At 72.6% G+C, this 20,211-nt stretch carries 18 protein-coding genes; 12 read left to right on the forward strand and 6 right to left on the reverse strand.

The window, feature by feature from the left end; all coding sequences use genetic code 11:
• Positions 1–138 precede the first annotated feature (138 nt).
• The 4 genes from D7231_RS07765 to D7231_RS38445 all read left to right on the forward strand — a co-directional run bounded on the left by D7231_RS07765 (position 139) and on the right by D7231_RS38445 (position 3,241).
• Entirely contained in the window at positions 139–1,740 is a 1,602-nt protein-coding gene (locus tag D7231_RS07765; protein WP_120754592.1) for an oxidoreductase, read from the forward strand.
• A gap of 44 nt (positions 1,741–1,784) precedes the next feature.
• On the forward strand, positions 1,785–2,522 hold the full coding sequence (locus D7231_RS07770) for an LON peptidase substrate-binding domain-containing protein (RefSeq protein ID WP_120754206.1): 738 nt from the start codon (positions 1,785–1,787) through the stop codon (positions 2,520–2,522).
• An 18-nt stretch (positions 2,523–2,540) separates the two neighbouring features.
• On the forward strand, positions 2,541–3,032 hold the full coding sequence (gene ybaK / locus D7231_RS07775; RefSeq protein WP_120754207.1) for a Cys-tRNA(Pro) deacylase: 492 nt from the start codon (positions 2,541–2,543) through the stop codon (positions 3,030–3,032).
• Positions 3,033–3,166: 134 nt separating this feature from the next.
• A complete protein-coding gene (locus tag D7231_RS38445; RefSeq protein ID WP_373300743.1) occupies positions 3,167–3,241 on the forward strand; it encodes a 50S ribosomal protein bL37 in 75 nt (24 codons plus the stop codon).
• A 239-nt stretch (positions 3,242–3,480) separates the two neighbouring features.
• Here D7231_RS38445 and D7231_RS07780 read toward each other — a convergent pair whose 3' ends face one another.
• From D7231_RS07780 to D7231_RS07795, 4 genes are all read right to left on the reverse strand, one after another.
• Entirely contained in the window at positions 3,481–4,131 is a 651-nt protein-coding gene (locus tag D7231_RS07780) for a hypothetical protein (RefSeq protein WP_120754593.1), read from the reverse strand.
• 56 nt (positions 4,132–4,187) lie between these two features.
• Positions 4,188–5,027 carry an ABC transporter permease gene (locus tag D7231_RS07785; RefSeq protein ID WP_120754208.1) on the reverse strand — a complete coding sequence of 280 codons (840 nt, stop codon included), beginning with the start codon at positions 5,025–5,027 and terminating at the stop codon, positions 4,188–4,190.
• A 52-nt stretch (positions 5,028–5,079) separates the two neighbouring features.
• Entirely contained in the window at positions 5,080–6,060 is a 981-nt protein-coding gene (locus D7231_RS07790) for an ABC transporter ATP-binding protein (protein ID WP_120754209.1), read from the reverse strand.
• Positions 6,061–6,168: 108 nt separating this feature from the next.
• Positions 6,169–7,476, reverse strand: a complete 1,308-nt coding sequence (locus D7231_RS07795) for an NYN domain-containing protein (protein WP_120754210.1) — start codon at positions 7,474–7,476, stop codon at positions 6,169–6,171.
• A gap of 255 nt (positions 7,477–7,731) precedes the next feature.
• Here D7231_RS07795 and D7231_RS36965 point away from each other — a divergent pair, with 255 nt between their 5' ends.
• On the forward strand, positions 7,732–7,902 hold the full coding sequence (locus D7231_RS36965; RefSeq protein WP_189383260.1) for a hypothetical protein: 171 nt from the start codon (positions 7,732–7,734) through the stop codon (positions 7,900–7,902).
• Positions 7,903–8,079: 177 nt separating this feature from the next.
• Here D7231_RS36965 and dnaE read toward each other — a convergent pair whose 3' ends face one another.
• A complete protein-coding gene (dnaE, locus tag D7231_RS07800) occupies positions 8,080–11,625 on the reverse strand; it encodes a DNA polymerase III subunit alpha (RefSeq protein WP_120754211.1) in 3,546 nt (1,181 codons plus the stop codon).
• A gap of 169 nt (positions 11,626–11,794) precedes the next feature.
• On the opposite strand from dnaE, the gene D7231_RS07805 reads away from it, so the two are divergent.
• The 6 genes from D7231_RS07805 (at position 11,795) to D7231_RS07830 (ending at position 18,094) form a co-directional block, all read left to right on the forward strand.
• A complete protein-coding gene (locus D7231_RS07805; RefSeq protein WP_120754212.1) occupies positions 11,795–13,141 on the forward strand; it encodes a DUF2252 domain-containing protein in 1,347 nt (448 codons plus the stop codon).
• Between the two features lie 70 nt (positions 13,142–13,211).
• The gene (locus tag D7231_RS07810) at positions 13,212–13,856 is read left to right on the forward strand and encodes a hypothetical protein (RefSeq protein ID WP_120754213.1); all 645 of its coding nucleotides are present in this window, start codon (positions 13,212–13,214) and stop codon (positions 13,854–13,856) included.
• Positions 13,857–13,890: 34 nt separating this feature from the next.
• Entirely contained in the window at positions 13,891–14,724 is an 834-nt protein-coding gene (locus D7231_RS07815) for a thioredoxin domain-containing protein (protein ID WP_120754214.1), read from the forward strand.
• Positions 14,725–14,820: 96 nt separating this feature from the next.
• Positions 14,821–15,492 carry a hypothetical protein gene (locus D7231_RS07820; protein ID WP_120754594.1) on the forward strand — a complete coding sequence of 224 codons (672 nt, stop codon included), beginning with the start codon at positions 14,821–14,823 and terminating at the stop codon, positions 15,490–15,492.
• Between the two features lie 43 nt (positions 15,493–15,535).
• A complete protein-coding gene (locus D7231_RS07825) occupies positions 15,536–16,357 on the forward strand; it encodes a thioredoxin domain-containing protein (protein WP_120754215.1) in 822 nt (273 codons plus the stop codon).
• A 90-nt stretch (positions 16,358–16,447) separates the two neighbouring features.
• Entirely contained in the window at positions 16,448–18,094 is a 1,647-nt protein-coding gene (locus tag D7231_RS07830; protein WP_241999613.1) for an alkaline phosphatase D family protein, read from the forward strand.
• Between the two features lie 7 nt (positions 18,095–18,101).
• Here D7231_RS07830 and D7231_RS07835 read toward each other — a convergent pair whose 3' ends face one another.
• Positions 18,102–18,689: a dienelactone hydrolase family protein gene (locus tag D7231_RS07835; protein ID WP_120754216.1), complete on the reverse strand. Its 588-nt coding sequence runs from the start codon at positions 18,687–18,689 to the stop codon at positions 18,102–18,104.
• A 107-nt stretch (positions 18,690–18,796) separates the two neighbouring features.
• Between D7231_RS07835 and D7231_RS07840 the strand changes: the two genes are divergently transcribed.
• The gene (locus D7231_RS07840; protein WP_120754596.1) at positions 18,797–19,900 is read left to right on the forward strand and encodes a mechanosensitive ion channel family protein; all 1,104 of its coding nucleotides are present in this window, start codon (positions 18,797–18,799) and stop codon (positions 19,898–19,900) included.
• The last annotated feature ends 311 nt before the right edge of the window (positions 19,901–20,211 follow it).

The following is a 20,211-nucleotide window of genomic DNA, read 5'->3' on the forward strand; positions in this document are numbered from 1 at the left end:
TTGTCTCAGACCCGTCCCGTCGCACCGCGCCCCGTACCACTCACTGGTACAGGTGTTTCACCGAGAGTGTTCAATCGGTCACCTGGAGGGAATGGGAACGGTACAGCGAGGTGCACGGGACGGGAGGGGGTGCGGAGCGTGACCGATCCGGGAGCCGGCGGCCCGCCGCCGGAGCTGGGGCTGACCGCGACGGAGCAGGCGATGTGGAAGGCGTTCCGCGCGGGCCGCACGCACGACCTGCGCACGCCCCGGCCCGAGTGGAACGACCCGCGCGGCCCGCACGCGTGGGGCCCCGAGCGCAGCGTGCGGGCCCGCGTGGTGGCCCTGCTCCTGCTGGCCGGGCCGCCCCCGCTGCCCGGCAGAGTGGCCGCCCTCAAGCTGAACGGCGTGCAGATCACCGGCACCCTCGACCTCTCCGGCGGCACCGTCGTGCCCTACGTCGAGATGCACAACTGCCGCTTCGAGCAGGAGGTGCTCCTGCCCGAAAGCCAGTTCACCACCCTGCGCCTGGTCGCCTGCTCGCTGCCCCGGCTGGAGGCCGCCCGGCTGCGCACCGAGGGCGACCTGCACCTGCCGCGGTGCGTCGTCCAGCGCGGCATACGGCTGACCGACGCCCAGATAGGCACCGACCTCCTGCTCAACCAGCTGGTCGTGCGCCCCGACCGGCGCGGGGTCTCCATAGCGGCCGACGGCATGAGCGTCGGGCAGGACATGCAGGCGGAGATGATGCGCTCGTACGGCGAGCTCAGCATGCGCGCCGCGACGATAGGGGTCTCGCTGAGCCTGCGCGGCTCGACGCTGAGCAATCCGCACGGACGGCGCGCCTTCAACGCCCCGCAGCTGACCGTGGAGCGCACCCTCTATCTGACGGGCGCCGGGGTCGGCGGCTATCCGTTCACCACCGGCACCACTCCCCCGTACGGCATCACCACCACCCCGCAGCACGGCATCCGCACGCAGGCCTTCGAGTGCCGGGGCGGGGTGCGGCTGGACGACGGCCGGTTCGGCGACGCCGTCGACTTCAGCCAGGCCCGGCTCGCGCTGGAGGCCGACCAGGAGGTGTCGCTGCGCCGCATCCAGACGCCCGAGCTGCGCTTCCTCGGCGAGTGGGCGCAGCGCGGCCGCGTGGTGCTCTCCGGGGCCCGCGTGTCCAACCTGGTCGACCGCTACGAGAGCTGGCCCGGGCCCGGCAGCCTGGTCATGGCCGGCTTCTCCTACGAGACGCTGATACCGCTCGGCCACTTCCCCTTGAGCCGGCGTCTGGAGTGGGTGGCCGCCGCCACGCCCGAGTACGCCCCCGAGCCGTACGAGCAGCTGGCGGGCTCCTTACGCGCCGGCGGGGAGGACGCCGACGCCCGGGCGGTCCTCCTCGCCAAGCAGCGCCGCCGCCGCGAGACGCTGCCCCCGGCCGGCAAGGCCTGGGGCTATCTCCAGGACTGGATGGTGGCCTACGGTTACCGGCCCGGCCGGGCGGCCGTGTGGATGGCCGTGCTGTGGGCCGCCGCCGCCGTCTACTTCACCCTGCGGCCCGTGCCGCCGCTGAAGGAGGGCGAGGGCCCCGCCTGGAATCCCTGGCTGTACGCCCTCGACCTGCTCGTGCCGGTCATCGACCTCGGGCAGGGCAACGCCTGGCGGCCCACGGGCGCGTCGCAGTGGGTGGTCGCCGCGCTGATCCTGCTCGGGTGGGTGCTCGCGACGACCGTGGCGGCGGGCGCCTCCCGGCTGCTGCGCCGGCAGTGAACGCCGGGGCGGTACCGGTGCACAGGCCATTAGGCTTACCGGCTGTGACCACCGCGCGCCTGCCCCTCTTCCCGCTGAACTCGGTGCTGTTCCCCGGACTCGTCCTGCCCCTGAACGTCTTCGAGCAGCGGTACCGCGCGCTGATGCGCGACCTGTCGGCGCTCCCCGAGGAGGAACCGCGGCGCTTCGGCGTCGTCGCCATCCGCGACGGCAGCGAGGTCGCGCCCACGGCGCCCGGGCTGCCCGAGGGCGCCCGCCCCGAGCCCGGGCCGGCGTCCGGCTTCGGCCCCGACCCGCTCAAGGCGTTCCACGCCGTGGGCTGCGTGGCGGAGGCGGCCACCATCCGGGAGCGCACCGGCGGCACGTACGAGGTCCTCGCCACCGGCACCACCCGCTTCCGGCTGCTGTCCGTCGACGCCTCCGGGCCGTACCTGGTGGGCGAGGTCGAGGACATCGAGGAGCAGCAGGGCGAGGGCGCGGGCGCGCTCGCCTCCGGCGTCGTCCGGGCCTTCCGCGCCTACCAGAAGCGGCTCGCCGGGGCGACCGAGCGCACGCTCGCCGGGCAGGCCGACCTGCCGGGCGAGCCGTCCGTGCTCTCCTACCTCGTCGCCGCCGCGGCCATGCTCGACACCCCGGCGAAGCAGCGGCTCCTGGAGGCGCCGGACACCGCGACGCGGCTCGCGCGCGAGCTGAAAATGCTGCGCACCGAGACCGCGGTGATCAGTAAGCTCCCGTCGCTGCCGGCCGTCGACTTCACCCGGCAGCCGACGAACCCCAACTGACCGGACGGAGCGGGACTCTTGGCCCGTAAGCAGCGGCCGGGCTCGACCCCGGCCATCGTCGCCCTGGAGAAGGCGGGCACCGCCTTCTCCGTGCACTCCTACGACCACGACCCGGCGGTCGCCTCCTACGGGACGGAGGCCGCGGAGGCCCTCGGGCGGGATCCGGCCCAGGTCTTCAAGACCCTCGTCGCCGAGGTCGACGGCGCGCTGACCGTCGCCGTCGTGCCCGTCTCCGGCTCCCTCGACCTGAAGGCCCTCGCGGCGGCCGTCGGCGGCAAGCGGGCGGCGATGGCCGACCCGGCGGCCGCGGAGCGCACGACCGGGTACGTACGGGGCGGGATCTCGCCGCTCGGGCAGCGCCGGCGGCTGCCGACCGCGCTGGACGCCTCCGCGCACTCCCACGCGACCATCTGCGTCTCGGCGGGGCGGCGGGGCCTGGAGGTCGAGCTCGCGCCCGGCGACCTGGCCGCGCTCACGGGCGCGGTGGTCGCGCCGATCGCCCGGGGCTGACCGAAGCGGTGACCCTGCGGGTGGCTCTTCGGAGCTCTGCGGGTGCCCGGGGTCTGGACGGTTGCCCGTCCCTCGGCTAGGACCGTCAGGAGCGGGCCGCCGCGCGTGCGGCCCGCCATCCGGGAGGGACGCCCATGTCCAAGCGCACCCGCAAGCGCCGCTGGCGCGTAAAGAAAAACCGCGCCAACCACGGCCGCAGGCCGGCGTAGCCGCCCCGCTCGTCGGGGCACGTGACGGTCCCGGTTCCGGGACATTCCGCCGAACCCTCGCCGCGGGGGCGCTTCGCCGTCGCGGCGGGGTTTTCCTGCCCGGCGGCAGGGGCGTTCGGACCGCCCCAGCCGTCAGCTCCCCGCAGGGGGAAACGGTGAAAGGGTGGGGCCGGGGCATTTTCCCCCGCCGCGGCGGCGCGCAACCCCCACCGGAGGTGACCGGCGGTGCCGGACTCCGCTCAGCCGCGGTCGTCCCGTTCCCCGGACGGAGTCCAGTCCGGCTCCGGCTCCGGGTCCCGCGGGCCGAACAGCGCCGTCAGTACGAGATGGACCGCCATCGCCGCGAGCGGCCACGCCAGCAGCGTCCCCTTCGCCGCGAGCTTGAGCGGCGCGTCGAAGACGACACCCCGCCCCGCCGCCCGCGCCGCGGCGACCACGTCCGACGTGGGCCCCAGCCACATGCCCACGCGCCAGGCGATCAGCGAGGCGACGAGGGACCCCACGGCCAGCCCCGCCACCAGCGGAACGCCCCCGCGGCGCCGCAGCCAGAAGACGACGGCCCCGCTGAGCACGCCGAACCCGAGCGCCAGCAGCGCGAACGTGCCGTCGGCACCGATGGCCTGCTCGCCCTCGCTGTTCTTCAGGTAGACGGCCTTGCCGTCGGAGATGAGCGGGACCCGCGGCGCGAGCCACACCCACAGCAGCCCCAGCAGCACGCCGGCCACGGCGACCGCCGCGGCGACGACCGCGGCCTGCCGCAGTTCGGCGCGCAGCTCGGCACGGCGCTCGGCCTCGTCCAGGGGAAGGGGCGCGGGCTCCGCAGGCGCGGCCCCCGCCCCGGTGCCGGGCTCGTTCGAGGGCGGGTCATGCGGCGTCAGCGGTGCGGTCACCCTGTCATCGTGCCAGGTCGGCGCCGCGGACCCGGCGGCAGGACGGTCCTGGCGCGTCACCGCACGGCCGCCCGGCGGTACGCCCACGTCGCCACGGCGAGCGAGATCACGCCGACGGCCGCGCACACGCCGAGGTCGGCGGCGACCACGGCCCAGTCGGGGCGCGCGTCGAAGGTGCGGGCGAGCGCCTCCACTCCGTACGTGGAGGGGAGCAGGTCGCGCGCGAAGGCGATGGGCGCGGGCATGTGCGCGGCGGGCAGCACGCCCAGGAGCAGGGCGGCCGACATGCCGAGCTGCCCGCAGAGCGTGGCCAGTTCCTGGCGGGGTGCGAGCAGCCCGAGGGCGGCGCCGAGCCCGGCGAGGGCCGCGCCGGAGAGCGGGACGACGGCGGCGAGCACCCACAGGTGCCCCATCGGGAGGCCGAAGAGCGCGCTGCCCACGACCGCGGTGACGGCGGTGCCGGGCACGGTGAAGGAGGCGTACGCGGCGGCCGCGCCGAGCACGACGGCGGCGGGCGGCACGGGCAGCGTCGCGTAGTGGTCGAGGCCGCCGCTCGCGCGCAGCTGGCCGAAGTACTGGGCGAGGAGGTTGAGAGCGACGAAGGCCACGACGAGCACGCTGGAGCCGGCCACGACGGCCCGCGCCTCGGCGCCGCCGTCCACCACGCCCCGCATCATGATCATGATGCCGACGGACTGGAACGTCGCCACGAACAGCAGCGGGATCCGCGCGACCCGGGCCCGCGAGAGCTGCGCGCGGTAGACGGCGGCCAGGGCGGGCAGCAGCTTCGCGCGGGGCGCGAGCGGGGCGGCGGCGTCGCCGCCGGACCGCGGCCGGGCCTCGCTCCCGGGCCTGACCGCCCCGGCGGTCACCGCTTCTGCGGACACAGCACTCACCCGGCACAGCTCCTGTTCAGTCCGGTCGGCAGGGCTCTCGTCACGGCTCCCGTCACGCCTTCACCAGCCCTTCCGCGCCCTCCGCACGGCCCCCGAGCGCGAGGTAGACGTCCTCCAGGCTGGGCGTGGTGAGGGTGAAGTCGTCGAGCGCGGCGAAGGCGGGCCCGCCGGTGACGGCGGCGACGGCGGCGCGCGCCTCGGCGGGGGCGAGCCGCAGCGTCCAGCGCCGGCCGGCGGCCTGCGCGGCGTCGCGCAGCGCGGCGACCTCGGGGACGTGCAGGGGGGCCTCGGCGCGCCAGACGAGCTCGACGCGGACCTCGTCGCCGACGAGCTCCTTCAGCCCGGCGGGCGTGTCGCAGGCGATGATCCGGCCGCGCTCCAGCACGGCGACGCGGTCGAGGACGGTCTCGGCCTCGATGACGTTGTGGGTGACGAGCAGGACGGTCGCGCCGCGCTCGGCGCGCCGCCGGTCGACGGCGGCCCAGACGGCGCGGCGCGCGACCGGGTCCATGCCGGCGGTGGGCTCGTCGAGGACGAGGACGGGCCGGTCGCCGACGAGCGTGGCGGCGAAGCAGGCGAGGCGGCGCTGGCCGCCGGAGAGCTTCTTCAGGGGGCGCCCGGCGATCGGCGTGAGGCCCAGCTCGTCGAGGACGGCGTCGCGCTCCTCGCGGGCCGCCCGCAGGCTGAGGCCGCGGAGCCGGCCGGTGGTCTCGGCGGCGAGGGCGACGGTCAGCTCGTCGAGGGCGGTGGACTCCTGGCCGAGGTAGCCGACGAGGCGCGCGGCGCGCTCGGGGTGGCGCACGAGGTCGTGGCCGAGGAGCTCGACGCCGCCCTCGTCGGGGCGGAGCAGGCCGGTCAGCTGGCGGACGAGGGTGGACTTGCCGGCGCCGTTGGGGCCGAGCAGTCCGAAGATCTCGCCGCGCCGGATCTCCAGGTCGATGCCGTCGCTGGCGCGTACGGCGGCGGTGCCGGGCGCACCGCGGCGGCCGCGCGCGGCGGGATAGGTCTTGACCAGGCCGCGCACGGTGCACACCGTGGCGGCTGCAACCGCCTCATTCACGCCCGTCCTCACGAGCTATGAGGGTACGCGCCCCCGCGCCCGCGGCGGGCTCCGGGGGGCGCGGGTCGGGTGCGGCGCCCCTCAGTCCGCCGCCGGAGTGCGCTCCGCCGCCGTACGGGTGTCGATTTCGCGCCAGAAGCCGGCCCGGATCGCGTAGCGGTCGTGTTCGTCGATCTGGTCGTCCTTGTGGGCGAGCAGGCCGAAGCGGGCGGCGTAGCGCAGCAGCTCTCCGTCGATGCGGTGCGGGATGCGGGGGTATTCGGTGGAGAGGTGCTGGAGGTGGACGGCGTCGGTGAGGCGCTCGGCCCAGCGCCGGGCGAAGACCTGGCCGACTTCGAAGGGGTCGCCGCCGACGGTGGTGATGTCCTCTTCGCGGTCGGCCCAGCGCTGTTCGGCGCTGGTGAGCTGGGCGAGCATCGGCAGGGAGGCGGTTTCGGAGGGCTCGCCGGGCCCGCCGGTGCCGGGGCGCTCGATCCAGCCCTTGTCGGAGGACCAGCGCAGGGTGGCGTTGGCGGCGAGGGCGGAGCCGTTGCTCTGGCCGGAGGCGGGCCCGCCGGAGCGGTCGGCGGGCTGGGCGGCGAGGCCGCGGCCGAGGGTGGCGAGGTCCTTGGGGGTGGGCACGCCGCGGGCGGCGGGGGCCTCGGGGGCGTCCTGGTCGCCCGGCGCGGCGTCGGTGGTGGCGGGGGCGGCGGGCCGGGAGCCGTTGCGCTCGGCGGGCACGGGCTCGGCGGAGCGGGGGGCGGGGGCGGCGGCCGCGGCGGCGCTCTCGGGCAGGGGGGCGGAGAGGATCGCGGCGATCTCGGGGCCGGGGGCGGGCTGCGGGGCGCAGGCGCCGGTGAGCTCCTTGGCGCGGACGGCGCGGGTGATCCACGTGCGGTCGAGGACGCGGCGCTCGTCGGCCTCGGCGACGAGGTCCTCGGACTGGTTGTAGTCGCCGTCGGCGGCCTGGACGGCCCACAGGTGGACGGCGACGCCGTGCTCCTTGGCGGACATCAGGCCGGGCAGGAGGTCGCCGTCGCCGGTGACGAGGACGATGTCGGAGCACGCGCGGTTGCGGGCGAGCTCGGTGAGCTCGGCGTGCATGGCGGCGTCCACGCCCTTCTGGGCCCAGCGGCCGTCGCTGCGGGTCAGGGCGCCCAGCCGGACGGTGACCCGGGGCATGACGCGGAGCCTGCGGTGCTCGGGCTGGGGCACCCGGTCGGGCGCGCCGTCGAACCAGTAGATCCTCAGGAGGGGCTGCTCGGTCTCGGCCTCGGCGCGCTCGCGCAGCCCCTGGATGAGGATCGCGTGGTCGACGGAGATGCGGGACCGGGCGGGCTCGCCGGCCAGCAGGCTCGCGGCGGCGCCCAGCAGATACCCGGCGTCCACCAGGACGACGCAGCGGTCCACGTTCCACCCTCTTTCTGTGCGTGCAGAAATTGCGGTCGCCCCCCGGCACGGCAGTGCCCCGGTTTTCCTCGGCTTTCCTTGGAGTCTGCCCGACCGTGCGGGGGTTATCAGTCCGAACTGGATCTTCGGCGTGGCGGATACGCCCTCACGGCGGTAAGTGCACGCATCACGCACGGTAATTACCCGAAATGCGCGGTTCGGCAGTGCGTGCGAGGGTGACCGCAGGGGGTCGTCCCGATGTGGAGGCACTTCAGCATGGCGAAGAACAAGGACCGGAAGCAGCCGAAGTCGGCGAGTGCCGCGGAGCGCGGCCAGCAGCAGGCCAGGAGCTCCTCGATCGAGTCCCAGAGCGAGCAGCGGGCCACGCAGGTCACCCCGGGCGACATGGCTCGCAAGAGCAAGCAGAAGCGCTTCGGCCACAACTGAGCGGAGCCCGAGGGGCGCCCGGCCGACAGGAGAGGGCGCTCACCGGCGCTTTGATGCGCATGAGGGGCGCACCCGGCTGATCCGGGTGCGCCCCTCATGCGCGGGTGCGGGCACGGCGGGCACCGGCAGGGTGCCCGACGGGCCAGCGGGTTACTCAAGCCGGCGCCCGCCGGGTGCTCAGCCCGCCAGGCAGGACGGGCCGAGCAGCTGCTTCAGGTCGCCGAAGAGGGCCGGGTCGGGGGTGACCCGGTGCCGGTCCAGGCGCAGGACGGTGGTCTTCCGCGGCCCCTGGAGCTTGATCCGCACCTCGGTGGAGCCGCGGTGGTGGGTGAGGACCTGGCCGAGCCGCTCCACCATGGGCGGGGTGACCTTCACCGTGGGGATGGTGATGATCACGGGGGCGTTGGTGCCCGCGTTCGACAGGTCGGGAACCATCAGCTCCATGGCCACCAGGCGCGGGACGTCCTCACGCTTGTCGAGGCGGCCCTTGACGAAGACGACGGCGTCCTCGACGAGCTGGGTGGAGACCAGCTGGTAGGTGGCGGGGAAGAACATGCAGTCGATGGAGCCGGCCAGGTCCTCGACGGTGGCGATGGCCCAGGCGTTGCCCTGCTTGGTCATCTTGCGCTGGAGGCCCGAGATGATGCCGCCGATGGTGACGATCGCGCCGTCGGCGTGCTCACCGCCGGTGAGCTGGGCGATCGCGGCGTCGGCCTTGTCGTTGAGGACGTGCTCGATGCCGAAGAGCGGGTGGTCGGAGACGTAGAGGCCGAGCATCTCGCGCTCCTGCGCGAGGAGGTAGGACTTCTCCCACTCGACGTCGGAGAACTCCACGTCCAGCCCGAAGCCGGGCCCGTCGTCGGCGGTGTCGTCGCCCATGCCGCCGAAGAGGTCGAACTGGCCCTCGGCCTCCTTGCGCTTGACCTGGACGACGTTGTCGATCATCGGTTCGTAGTGCGCGGTGAGGCCCTTGCGGGTGTGGCCCATCTCGTCGAAGGCGCCGGCCTTGATCAGAGATTCGACGGTGCGCTTGTTGCAGACGACGGCCTCGACCTTGTCGAGGAAGTCGGGGAAGGAGCTGTACTTCCCCTTGGACTTGCGGCAGCGGATGATCGAGTCGACCACGTTCTGCCCGACGTTGCGGACGGCGGTGAGGCCGAAGAGGATCACGTCGTCGCCCTGGGCGGCGAAGTTGGCCTCGGATTCGTTGACGTTCGGCGGGAGCACCTTGATGCCCATGCGCCGGCACTCGTTCAGGTAGATCGCCGACTTGTCCTTGTCGTCGCGCACCGAAGTGAGCAGCCCGGACATGTACTCGGCGGGGTAGTTCGCCTTGAGGTAGGCCGTCCAGTACGAGACGAGGCCGTACGCGGCGGAGTGGGCCTTGTTGAAGGCGTAACCGGCGAAGGGGACCAGCACGTCCCACAGGGCCTGGATGGCCTCGTCGGAGAAGCCCTTCTTCTGCGCGCCCTCCTTGAAGAAGACGAAGTTCTTCGCGAGCTCGTCGGGCTTCTTCTTGCCCATGACGCGGCGGAGGATGTCGGCCTCGCCGAGCGAGTACCCGGCGACGATCTGGGCGGCCTTCTGCACCTGCTCCTGGTAGACGATCAGACCGTAGGTGACGCCGAGGACCTCTTCCAGGGGCTCCTTCAGCTCCGGGTGGATCGGCGTGATCTCCTGCTGGCCGTTCTTGCGCAGGGCGTAGTTCGTGTGCGAGTTCATGCCCATCGGGCCCGGGCGGTACAGCGCGGACACGGCGGAGATGTCTTCGAAGTTGTCGGGCTTCATCAGCCGCAGGAGGGACCGCATGGGCCCGCCGTCGAACTGGAAGACGCCGAGGGTGTCGCCGCGCTGGAGCAGCTCGAAGGTCTTGGGGTCGTCGAGCGGCAGGCTCAGGAGATCGATGTCGATCCCCTTGTTGGCCTTCACCATCTTGACGGCGTCGTCCATGATCGTGAGGTTGCGCAGGCCGAGGAAGTCCATCTTCAGCAGGCCGAGCGACTCACAGCTCGGGTAGTCCCACTGCGTGATGGTGACGCCGTCGGTGTGCCGGACCCAGACCGGGACGTGGTCGGTGATCGCCTCGCTGGACATGATCACGCCGGCCGCGTGCACGCCCATCTGCCGGACCAGGCCCTCGACGCCGCGCGCGGTGTCGATGACCTTCTTGACGTCCGGCTCGTTCTCGTACATCCCGCGGATCTCGCCGGCCTCGCTGTAGCGCGGGTGCTGCGGGTCGAGGATGCCGGAGAGCGGGATGCCCTTGCCGAGGACGTCGGCGGGCATGGCCTTGGTGAGGCGGTCGCCCATCGCGTACGGATAGCCGAGGACGCGGGCGGAGTCCTTGATCGCGTTCTTGGCCTTGATGGTGCCGTAGGTGCCGATCATGGCGACCTTGTCGGCGCCGTACTTCTCGGTCACGTAGCGGATGACCTCGGCGCGCCGGCGCTCGTCGAAGTCGATGTCGACATCGGGCATCGAGATGCGCTCGGGGTTGAGGAAGCGCTCGAAGATCAGGCCGTGCGGGATGGGGTCGAGGTCGGTGATGCCCATGGCGTAGGCCACGATCGAGCCGGCCGCGGAGCCGCGGCCGGGGCCGACGGCGATGCCCTGCTTCTTGGCCCACATGATGAAGTCGGCGACCACGAGGAAGTAGCCCGGGAAGCCCATCGAGATGATGGTGTCCATCTCGTACTCGACCTGCTTCATGCGGTCGTCGGGGATGCCGCCGGGGAAGCGGCGGTGCATCCCGCGCATGGTCTCCTCGCGGAACCAGGTGACCTCGGTGTAGCCGTCGGGGATGTCGAACTTCGGCATGAGGTTCTTGGCCGTGAACATGCCGTCGGTGTTGATCTGCTCGGCGACCAGGCGGGTGTTCGCGCAGCCCTGCTGCCAGGCGTCCGAGGAGTCGATGGCGTACATCTCGTCCGTGGACTTCAGGTAGTAGCCGGAGCCGTCGAAGCGGAAGCGGTCGGGGTCCGAGAGGTTCTTGCCGGTCTGGATGCAGAGCAGGGCGTCGTGGGCCTCGGCCTCATGGGCGTAGGTGTAGTGCGAGTCGTTGGTGACCAGGGGCGGGATGCCGAGCTTCTTGCCGATCTCCAGCAGGCCGTCGCGGACGCGGCGCTCGATCTCGATGCCGTGGTCCATCAGCTCCAGGAAGTACCGGCCCTCGCCGAAGATGTCCTTGTAGTCGCTGGCGGCCTGGACGGCCTCGTCGAACTGGCCGAGCCGGAGCCGGGTCTGCACCTCGCCGGACGGGCAGCCGGTCGAGGCGATCAGGCCCTCGGACCACTGGGCGATGGTCTCCTTGTCCATGCGGGGCCACTTCGTGAGCCAGCCCTCGGCGTAGGCGTCGGAGGAGAGGCGGAAGAGGTTGTGCAGGCCGTTCACGTCGGCCGCCCAGATCGTCTTGTGGGTGTAACCACCCGAACCCGAGACGTCGTCGCGCTTCTGGTGGGGCTGGCCCCACTGGATGCGGCGCTTGTTGCGCCGGGACTCCGGGGCGACGTAGGCCTCGATGCCGATGATCGGGGTGATCTCCGCCTTCTTCGCCTGGTGGAAGAAGTCGTACGCCCCGTGCAGGTTGCCGTGGTCGGACATGGCGATGTGTGTCATGCCCATCTCATTGCAGGCATTGAACATGTCCTTGAGCCGCGCGGCACCGTCCAGCAGGGAGTACTGGGTGTGGACGTGCAGGTGCGTGAAGGGCGGCTTGTTGGCCACGGTGGGAGACCTCCGGCGGGGGCGGGCAGCGGGACGCAGCGGACGCAACGGGACTGTTTTGAAGGTTACCGGCCCCCACCGACAGCCGCGGGCACGCGCCGGTACCCTCACGCGTTGAGCACGTCAGCACACATGTTCGTTCCATGCCCCACCCCAGGAGGACCCCGCGATGGCGACCGAGCACGACCGGGCCGCGCAGCGCGGCGAGGAGATCCTTGCCGTTTTCGACACCGCCTTCGGTGAGCTCCTCGCGGCCGACCCCGCCGCCTTCCGGGTCAAGTTCCGGAAGATGGCGGCCTCCGCCTTCGCCTTCTACCGGGGCACGGCGTGCCTCTTCTACCGGGACATGGCCGAGCGGGCCCCGGAAGGCGCCACCGGCCCGTACCTGGACGAGCGCACCAGCCGGGTGTGGATCCACGGCGACCTCCACGCCGAGAACTTCGGCACGTACATGGACGCCAACGGCCGCCTGATCTTCAACGTCAACGACTTCGACGAGGCCTACGTCGGCCCCTTCACCTGGGACCTCCAGCGCTTCGCCGCCTCCGTCGCCCTGATCGGCTACACCAAGGCGCTCAGCGACGAGAAGATCACCGAGCTGGTGCGGATCTACGCCGCCGCCTACCGCGAGCGCATCCACGCCCTGGCCGCCGGGGCCGCCGACGACGAGCTGCCGCCGTTCACGCTCGACACCGCCGGCGGCCCGCTGCTCGGCGCCCTGCGCGAGGCGCGCTCCATGACGCGCTTCGGGCTGCTCGCCTCGATGACGGAGATCCGCGAGCACGACCGCCGCTTCACCGCCGACGCCGGCGCGATCGAGCTGGACGCCGCCACCCGCTACAAGGTCCTCGCGGCCTTCGACGGCTATCTGGAGACGCTGCCCGACACCAGCCTCGCCCGCCCCGACTCCTACCGCGTCAAGGACGTCGTCGGCCGCCGCGGCATCGGGATCGGCAGCGCCGGCCTGCCCTCGTACAACATCCTCCTGGAGGGCAACAGCGACGCCCTGGAGAACGACGTCGTCATCTACATGAAGCAGGCGCAGACCCCGGCGGTCTCCCGGCACATCACCGACCGGGCCGTGCGCGACTACTTCCACCACGAGGGCCACCGCACGGTGATCTCGCAGCGCGCGCTCCAGGCGCACGCCGACCCGTGGCTCGGCTGGACGGAGATCCAGGAAGGAGGCCGGAGCTACGGGCAGCTGGTCGCCGAGGTCTCGCCGTACGCCGTCGACCTCGACTGGTCCGACCTGGACGACCCGGCCGAGATCGCGGCCGTCGTCGCCGACCTGGGCCGGGCGACGGCCACCATGCACGCGGCGGCGGACGACCAGAGCGGCCACTCGCTGGTGCCCTTCTCCACCGAGCGGGCCATCGACGCCGTGATAGCCGCCGACGAGGAGGGCTTCCCGGAGCTCCTGGTGGACTTCGCCCACTCCTACGGGGCCCGGGCCCGCGCTGACCACCAGATCTTCGTGGACCTCTTCCGCAACGGCCGCATCCCGGGCCTCTAGGCCCCGGCCCCGGCCGTGGGGCGCACCCTTTAGCCAAGGCTTACGGCGGGCCGTGCCAGACTCGTTCTTCATGGACATATCGGCGGCATGGGTGCGAGCACTGCGCGCGGCGCTGTTCACAGCGCTGTGCGTCACGCTGTCCGCGGGCTCCCACGTGCTGCTGTCCGGACGGCCGCTGCCCCTGCTGACCGTGGGGGCGGCGGCCGCGGCCGTCTTCGCGCTCGCCTACTCCCTGGCCGGGCGGGAGCGCGGCTACGGGCGCATCGCCGCCCTCCTGGTCCCCCTGGAGCTCGGCGCGACCGCGCTCTTCACCACCGGGCAGGACACCTGCTACGGCCGCCCCGGCCACCCCGCCTCCGCCCCGGGGGCGCTGGCCTGGCTGTGCAGCGGCAGCACAGGCGGGCCGCTCGCCCGGCTCGCCTCCCCGGGCAGCGCCCCGTGGCTGCTGTTCGCGGGACACGTCGCGGTCGGCCTGCTGGCCGCCGCCTGGCTGCGCCGCGGCGAGCGGGCGCTGGCCGGGCTCCTGTGCGCGGCGGCGGCCGCCGTGTGCCGCCCGCTGCGACTCCGCTCCGCGACCGGCGCCCCGCCGGCCGGCGGGGTGACCGTACGGTTCGTGCGGGCAGCTCGTCCCGGCCGCGCCCTTCCGCTCCTCGTCCACTCCGTCGTACGGCGCGGGCCGCCGCCGGGACCGGCCTTCGGCCGGACCCCCGCCTGACCCACCCCACGTACCACGGAAAGATCGCACCACCATGAGCAAGCGCAACACCTGGGAGAACAAGCAGACCGCCCGCGAGCGGCTGCGCGCCGAGCGCGAGCGCCAGGCCAAGAAGGACAGGACGCGCCGCCAGCTGATCGTCGGCGGTGCCGTCGTCGCGGTCCTGGCCGTCGGCGCGGGCATCGTCGTGGCCGTCTCCCAGCTGGGCAAGGACGGCAAGAGCGGCCTGAACGAGAGCTGGGAGGCCGCCTCCAAGCAGGAGCTCGTCAAGCCCGCCAACACCGGCGGCGACAAGGGCACCGAGATCCTCATCGGCAAGAAGGACGCCAAGCACACCCTGGACCTCTACCAGGACATGCGCTGCCCGATCTGCTCCGTCTTCGAGCAGAGCGTCGGGGACACCATCGACAAGGACGTCAAGGACGGCAAGTACAAGGTCTCGTACCACGTCGCCACGTTCCTCGACCGCAACTTCGGCGGCAGCGGCTCCAAGAACGCCCTCAGCGCGCTCGGCGCCGCCCTGAACGTCAGCCCCGAGGCCTTCAGCGCCTACAACAAGGCCCTCTACTCCAAGGCCAACCACCCGAACGAGACGAAGGACGACTACGCCAAGGACGACGTCCTGCTGAAGGTCGCCAATGAGGTCCCGGCGCTCAAGGGCAACAAGGACTTCGAGAAGAACGTCAAGGACGGCACGTTCGACAAGTGGGCGCTGACGGTGTCCGACGAGTTCGACAAGGTCAAGGACGTCACCGGCACCCCCACCCTCAAGATGAACGGCAAGAAGCTGACGGCGGAGGACGGGAAGAACGTCCCGATCACTCCCGATCAGTACACCAAGGCGGTCGACGGAGCGCTCAAGTCCTGAGGCCCGTAACCCCGGTGTCCCGTCCCCTCCGGTGACGTTCAGTGATGCCGAATCTTGACACGACACTTAACGGATGCCGTGGCAGACTTCGGCCTCATGGAGGGGACGGGAGTTCGACTGAGGGCGCTGCGCGCGGCGTTCTTCACGGCGCTCTGTGTCACGCTGTCCGCCGCTTCGCACGTCCTGCTCTCCCGCACGCCCCTGCCCGCGGCCACGGTCGCCGGGCTGGCGGCGCTGTTCTTCGCCGTCGCCTACGCCCTCGCCGGCCGTGAGCGCGGCTACGGCTCCATCGCCGCCCTGCTGATCCCGCTGGAGCTGACGGCGGACACCGTCTTCACGACGGGCCAGCACGCGTGTTACGGCCGGGCCGGCGGTCCCGTCGCGGGCCCGCTGCACTCCCTGGGCCTCGACTTCGCCTGCCGCGGCGAGATCGGCACCCCGCTGGCCCGCATGGCCGCCGCGCCCGGCGGCCCGGCGCCGACCACCGGCTCCGCACTGCCCTGGCTGCTGCTCGCCTGCCACGTCGCGGTGGGCCTGCTGGCCGCCGCCTGGCTGCGCCGCGGCGAAGCCGCCCTGGCCGGGCTGCTGCGCGCGGCGGCGACCCTCGCCTTCGGCCCGCTGCTGCTGGCCTTCGCCGCCCTGAGGGTGCCCGCCGGCCGGGCCGCGCGCCCGCGCCCCGCCCGCCGCACCCTCCGCGCGCGCGGGCTCCCGCTCCTCGTCCACTCCGTCGTACGGCGCGGACCGCCCCTCGCTCCCGCACCTGCCTGAGCCACGCGGTCCACCCCCACTCGTACGAACCGGAGAAGACGTCATGAGCAACCGCAACAACCAGCAGAACAAGCAGGCCGCGCGCGAGCGGCTGCGCGCCGAGCGCGAGCGCCAGGCCAAGAAGGACAAGACGCGCCGTCAGCTCTTCGTCGCCGGCGCCATCGTCGCCGTCCTCGCGATAGCCGGCGGCGTCGGCTACGCGGTGAGCAACATGGGCGACAGCAAGGGCGGCAGCAGCTGGGCGGGCGACAAGCCGCTGGTCAAGCCCGCCAACACCACGGGCGAGAACGGCGACGAGATCGTCATCGGCGACGCGAAGGCCAAGGAGACCCTCACGGTCTACGAGGACCCGCGCTGCCCCTCCTGCGCCGCCTTCGAGAACGAGTCCGGCGCCCAGCTGCGCCAGGACGTCAAGGACGCCCGCTACAAGGTCCGGTTCGTCATGGTGAACTTCATCGACGACCTGTCCAAGGGCACCGGTTCGAAGAACGCCGTGAGCGCCCTCGGCGCCGCCCTCAACGTCAGCCCGGACGCCTTCGTCGCGTACAAGGAAGCGCTCTACTCGCCGAAGAACCACCCCGACGAGCGGGACGACGCCTTCGCCGACGACAAGCGGCTGATCGAGATCGCGCAGCAGGTCCCGGCCCTGAAGGGCAACAAGGACTTCGAGAAGGCCGTCAACGAGGGCACGTACGACAAGTGGGCCGTCGAGATGGGCACGCTGTTCGAGAAGAACAAGATCGGCGGCACCCCGTCGCTGCTGCACGGCGACAAGAAGCTGACCGGCCCCGACGGCAAGAACCCGCCGATGGCCAAGCCGAACTTCATCGCCGCGATCGACAAGGAGTTCGGCCCGAAGAAGTAACTGAAGAAACAGTGAAGGCCGGGTGAGGGGCGGACGAACTGTCAGTTCTCGTCCGCCCCCGCCGCTTACTGGGAAGTAAGGTGATGGCCCGTGACCGCTGATTCCTCCATAACGCACATATCGCGCCGCACCGCCGTCACGGCCGTGGCCGGCGCCGCAACCGTCGCGCTCCTCCCCCTCGCCGGGGCCGCCCCGGCGTACGCGGCGGACCCGCCCGCGTTCCTGCACGGCGTGGCCTCGGGCGACCCGCTGCCCGACGGCATCCTGCTGTGGACGCGCGTGACCCCCTCCCCCGACGCGGTCCCCGGCTCCGGCCGCGGAGCCGCCGTCGACGTCGACTGGGAGGTCGCCGAGGACGAGGCGTTCGGGAAGGTCGTCGCCAAGGGCACGGTCACGGCGACGGCCGCCGCCGACCACACCGTCAAGGCCGACGTCCGCGGCCTGCGCCCCGCGACCGCCTACTGGTACCGCTTCACGGCCGGCGGGGTGCACTCGCCGGCCGCCCGCACCCGTACGGCGCCGACGGCCGGCGCGGCCGTCCCCGGCATCCGCTTCGGCGTCGTCTCGTGCGCCAACTGGGAGTCCGGTCACTTCGCGGCCTACCGCCACCTCGCGGACCGCCGCGACCTCGACGCCGTCCTGCACCTCGGCGACTACATCTACGAGTACGGGACCGGCGTCTACCCGCCCGCGGCCCAGGTCGTCCGGCAGCACGCCCCCGCGCACGAGATCGTCACCCTCGCCGACTACCGCACCCGCCACGGCCGTTACAAGACCGACGCCCACCTCCAGGCCCTCCACCAGGCCCACCCCTTCGTGGCCATCTGGGACGACCACGAGTTCGCCAACGACGCCTGGACGGGCGGCGCCGAGAACCACACGCCGGGCGCCGAGGGCGAGTGGAGCGCGCGGGTGGCCGCGGCCAAGCAGGCCTACTTCGAGTGGATGCCCGTGCGGCCCTCCATCGCGGGCACCACCTACCGCCGGCTGCGCTTCGGCAACCTCGCCGACCTCCACCTGCTCGACCTCAGATCGTTCAGATCGCAGCAGGTCAAGGCCGGCAACGGCAAGGTCGACGACCCCGAGCGCACCATCACCGGGCGCGCCCAGCTCGACTGGCTCAAGACCGGGCTCGCCTCCTCCGACACCACGTGGCGCCTCGTCGGCAACCCCGTGATGATCTCCCCCTTCGCCTTCGGCGCCCTCCCCGCCCACCTGCTGGAGCCGCTCGCCAAGCTGCTGGGCCTGCCCGCCGGCGGCATCGCCGCCAACACCGACCAGTGGGACGGCTACACCGACGACCGGCGCGAGCTGCTCGGCCACCTCGACGAGCGCGGGATCGGCAACACCGTCTTCCTGACCGGCGACATCCACATGTCCTGGGCCAACGACGTGCCGAAGAAGGCCGCCACGTACCCGCTGTCGCCGTCCCTCGCCACCGAGTTCGTCGTCACGTCGGTCAGCTCCGACAACCTGGACGACCTCCTGGGCGTGGCCCCGCACACCGTCTCGCTCGCCGCGGCCGCGGCCGTCCAGGCCGCCAACCGGCACGCGAAGTGGGTGGACATGGACTCCCACGGCTACGGCGTCCTCGACGTCACCCCCGAGCAGGCGCAGATGGACTACTACGCCCTCTCCGACAAGCGGGACCCGAAGTCGGCGGCGGAGTGGACCCGCTCGTACCGGACGCGTTCGGGCACGCAGCGGGTGGAGCGCGTCAGGACGCCGGTCCGGTGATCCGGGCCTAGCCCGCGATCTCCGCCAGGAAGTCCAGCGCGACGCGCCACGTCGTCTCCGCCGCCTCCGCGTCGTGGTCGGCGAGGTCCGGGTCCGTGAACAGGTGCCCCGCACCGGGGTACCTGTGGACCTCCACGTCCGCCCCGGCCCGGCCCATGCGCAGGTACCACGCGTTGAGCCAGTCGTGCGGCTCGAACGGGTCCGGGTCGGCGACGTGCAGCTGCACGGGCAGCTCGTCCACGGAGGCGCCCTCGGCGAGGTCGGACGTACCGTGCAGGAGCAGCAGGCCGCGGGCCTTCTCGTCGCCCAGCGCCAGGTTCTGCGCGATCGCGGCGCCGAGCGAGAAGCCGGCGTAGACCAGGCCGCGGTCCGACAGCGGGGCGACCGCGGTGACCGCGCGGCGCAGCAGCTCCTCGTGGCCGATCTCGTCCTTGACGGCCATGCCGTCCTCGACCGTCTCCGCCGTCCGGCCCTCGTAGAGGTCCGGTACGTGCACCTCGTGCCCGGCGGCGCGAAGGCGCTCGGCGGCGGCGTGCACGGCAGGCCTCAGGCCGTAGGCCGAATGAAAAAGGACAATCGTGGTAGAGGACGCCACTGGAGTCACTTCCTAACAGGTGGATCGCGTGCTCCCCATCGTGCCAGTTACGGTCGGAGGGAGCGCCACCCGGTGAGCACGGCCGGCCGGAAGGAGCTGAGGTGTCCATGGAGGGCGTACTGCGTCCGCTGTCCGTCGTCGGCGGGGCGCTGATCGTCACCCTTGTCGTGGGGTGGCTCGCCGACCACGTGCTGCGCAGAGTCGACGCGCGGCACCCCGAGACACCGCTGTGGGACCTGCTCCACCGCTGCCGCCTGCCGCTCCAGGTCGTGCTGTGCACGGCCCTGCTGCGCGGCAGCTTCCGCTCGGCCGGCGTCCTGGAGGACCACGAGGACGCCGTCGGGCAGGTGCTGACGCTCGTGCTGATCGGCGCCTGCGCGTGGCTGCTGGTCCGGGTCGCCGTCGCCATAGTGGAGGCCTCCTACGCGCGCTACGCCGCGCGGGCCGCGGACGCGGCCCGGGTGCGGCGGGTGCGGACCCAGGTGACGCTGATCCAGCGGGTCGTCACGGCGGCCGTGTGCGTGGTGGCCGTGGCGGCGATGCTGCTGACGTTCCCCGCCATGCGGACCGCCGGGGTGTCCGTGCTGGCCTCGGCCGGGCTCATCGGCATCGTCGCCGGTGTGGCGGCCCAGTCCACCCTCGCGAACCTCTTCGCCGGGCTCCAGATCGCCTTCGGCGACATCGTGCGGATCGGGGACACCGTCGTCGTCGACGGCGAGTGGGGGCGCGTGGAGGAGATCACGCTCACCTATCTGGTCGTCACCACGTGGGACGAGCGGCGCATCACGATGCCGGTCTCGTACTTCACCAGCCGGCCGTTCGAGAACTGGTCCCGCAGCAACCCGCGGATGACCGGGACGGTCTTCCTCCACCTGGACCACTCGACGCCGATAGACCTCATGCGGGAGCGGCTCCACGAGATCCTCCGGGGGCTGCCCGAGTGGGACGGGCGGTCCTGGAGCCTGGTGATCACCGATACGACGCCGTCGACGATCCAGGTGCGGGCGCTGGTGACGGCGAAGGACGCGGACGACATCTGGGCGCTGCGGTGCGTGGTGCGGGAGCGGCTGATCGAGTGGCTGCGGCGGGAGCATCCGTACGCGCTCCCGCGCATCAACACGGCGCCGGCGCCGGGCCTGGAACAGGCCCCCGACCGGCGCCAGGCGCCACCGCGCTCGGAAGACATCGGCCCGGGCCCCGGCACGACGTAGGCTCCGCCCGGGTTCCTCCACGGTACGGGTTGCGCCCGGTGCGGCACCGCCGGAATCCACCGTGGTGGCTGAGCACCGCTGCGGCGGAAACTTTCTTGCCGGCGGCAAGACACTGCTGGTGCCGGCACTCGCCGAACGGCCTGCGCCCCCGAACGCACCACCAACCCCCGGCCGAGGGGCCGCGCCCCTCCCGGCCCTGCCCGGCGCGGGAGCGAGAGGCCTCGCCTCTCTGAATCCGCCGCAGCGGCGATCAGCCACCGCGGCGCAGACCGGCGGTGCCGGAACCGGGCGTACCCCGTACGTCATACGGA

The organism is Streptomyces klenkii (assembly GCF_003626645.1).
In the GTDB taxonomy this organism is placed as follows: domain Bacteria; phylum Actinomycetota; class Actinomycetes; order Streptomycetales; family Streptomycetaceae; genus Streptomyces; species Streptomyces klenkii.